The sequence below is a fragment of the Actinomadura sp. GC306 genome (assembly GCF_004348665.1).
Lineage (GTDB): Bacteria > Actinomycetota > Actinomycetes > Streptosporangiales > Streptosporangiaceae > Spirillospora.
In genome coordinates, this window is sequence record NZ_SMKM01000523.1 from 1 (window position 1) to 1612 (window position 1612).

Here is a 1612-nt window from a genome sequence, read left to right on the forward strand (position 1 = left end):
CACCTGCCCCGACCCCCGCCCACCGCAGGCTGAAGCCAGGGGCGAAGGGCGCCGACGTGAAGGAACTCCAGCGGCGCCTCAAGGCCCTGAACTACGACCCGGGCAAGCCGGACGGGAAGTACGGGCCGTCCACCGAGATGGCCGTGTGGGCGTTCCAGGCGGTCAACCGCATGAAGCAGAAGAGCACCCTTGGCAAGTCGTTCTGGGAGGCCCTTGCCGACCCCGAGGAACCGCGTCCCATGGCCAAGAAGCGCGAGAAGGACCGCGTGGACGTCGACCTGAAGCGCCAGTACCTCGTCCTCTACAAGGACGGTGAGCCGCGCCTCATCACGCACATCTCCTCGGGCTCGGGGGAGTACTACTGCGCGAAGGACCGCGGAGCCACCGTCCCCCGGTGCCGCTACGCCACCACCGGTACGGGCGACTTCCGGACGGGACGCCGCTTCTCCGGCTGGGAGACCTCGCCCCTGGGCCGCCTCTACAACCCGATCTACTTCAACGGCGGCATCGCCTTCCACGGCGCGCTGAGCGTGCCCAAGCACCCCGCCTCGCACGGCTGCGTCCGGATGCCGATGCACGTCGCCGAGTACTTCCCCGACCTGCTCGGAGACGGCGTCCCGGTGCACGTCAGGCGGCCCCGCTAGGGATTGTCGTACCCCGCTGTTCTACTGCTGCCACACCCGCTGACCTGCGGCACGCGACACGCGTTCGAACACGTTGACGAATCGCCGTCAGGGGGGTTTACTGGTCAATGCGTCGAACTTATGTTCGACGTGGTGCGGGACTCGCGGCCCGCGCCAGGGCGACGTCCCCGCCGATCGCGGTGTTTCGGCGGGACGGACGGCCGGGCGGAGTGAGGGGAAGCTCTCCGCCCGGCCGGCCCGAGCCCCGGAAGGAGGCAGAAATGTCCGGAACGAGGACCGCACGCGGAATCCACTCCGCCGCACAGCCCGTCCCGCCGCCGAGCCCGCGCCGCCGTCCGCTGCCGCCGCGCCCGGCGCACTCGGCCGTCGGCCAGCTGCACGCCGCCCGCATGGGCCTCGCCGAGGCGGCCGAGGCCACCTCGCCCGCCGTCCGCTACGTCTGCGCACACTTGGCGGCCCTGCGCGCCGCCGCCGCGGTGCTGGCGTCCAAGGAGCCCCTGGAGACCCACCGCCGCGGCCGTCCCCGGAGCGTCTGGGTGCTGCTGCCGGAGGCCGAGCCCGCCCTGCGCGAATGGGCCGCCTTCTTCGCCGCCGGCGCCGACAAGCGCGCCGCCGCCGAAGCCGGCCTCCCCCGCGCCGTGACCCCGCGCGAGGCCGAAGAACTCCTCCACGACGCCGACGTCTTCGTCACGCTCGTCGAAGACACCCTGGGCATAACGGCCCAGCCGACCCTCCCAGTCCCCGAAGCGAGCTGACCCCGTCTAACCCACACCACTCACTCGACCCCGCCTTGCACGAGCAAGGCGCCACCCGCCGGCCCGTCCATCACTTCGCGACCACCAGACGTGCCCCGCCAACGACTACTCGCGCGTCCACACCCAGGCCCGAACTGAACGCCCCTGCACCAAGCCGGCCTCCGCGGCCCACTCCCCAGGCCCGGGCCGGCCCCCCAACGATCGCGCCGGCGC

2 protein-coding genes are annotated in these 1612 nt (G+C 72.3%); both read left to right on the forward strand.

The features are described from left to right. Positions 1–644 (forward strand): L,D-transpeptidase family protein (locus E1200_RS33250; protein WP_131956640.1); only part of this gene is annotated, 644 nt, incomplete at its 5' end. A 260-nt stretch (positions 645–904) separates the two neighbouring features. Then, the gene (locus tag E1200_RS33255; RefSeq protein ID WP_131956642.1) at positions 905–1399 is read left to right on the forward strand and encodes an SAV_6107 family HEPN domain-containing protein; all 495 of its coding nucleotides are present in this window, start codon (positions 905–907) and stop codon (positions 1397–1399) included. The last annotated feature ends 213 nt before the right edge of the window (positions 1400–1612 follow it).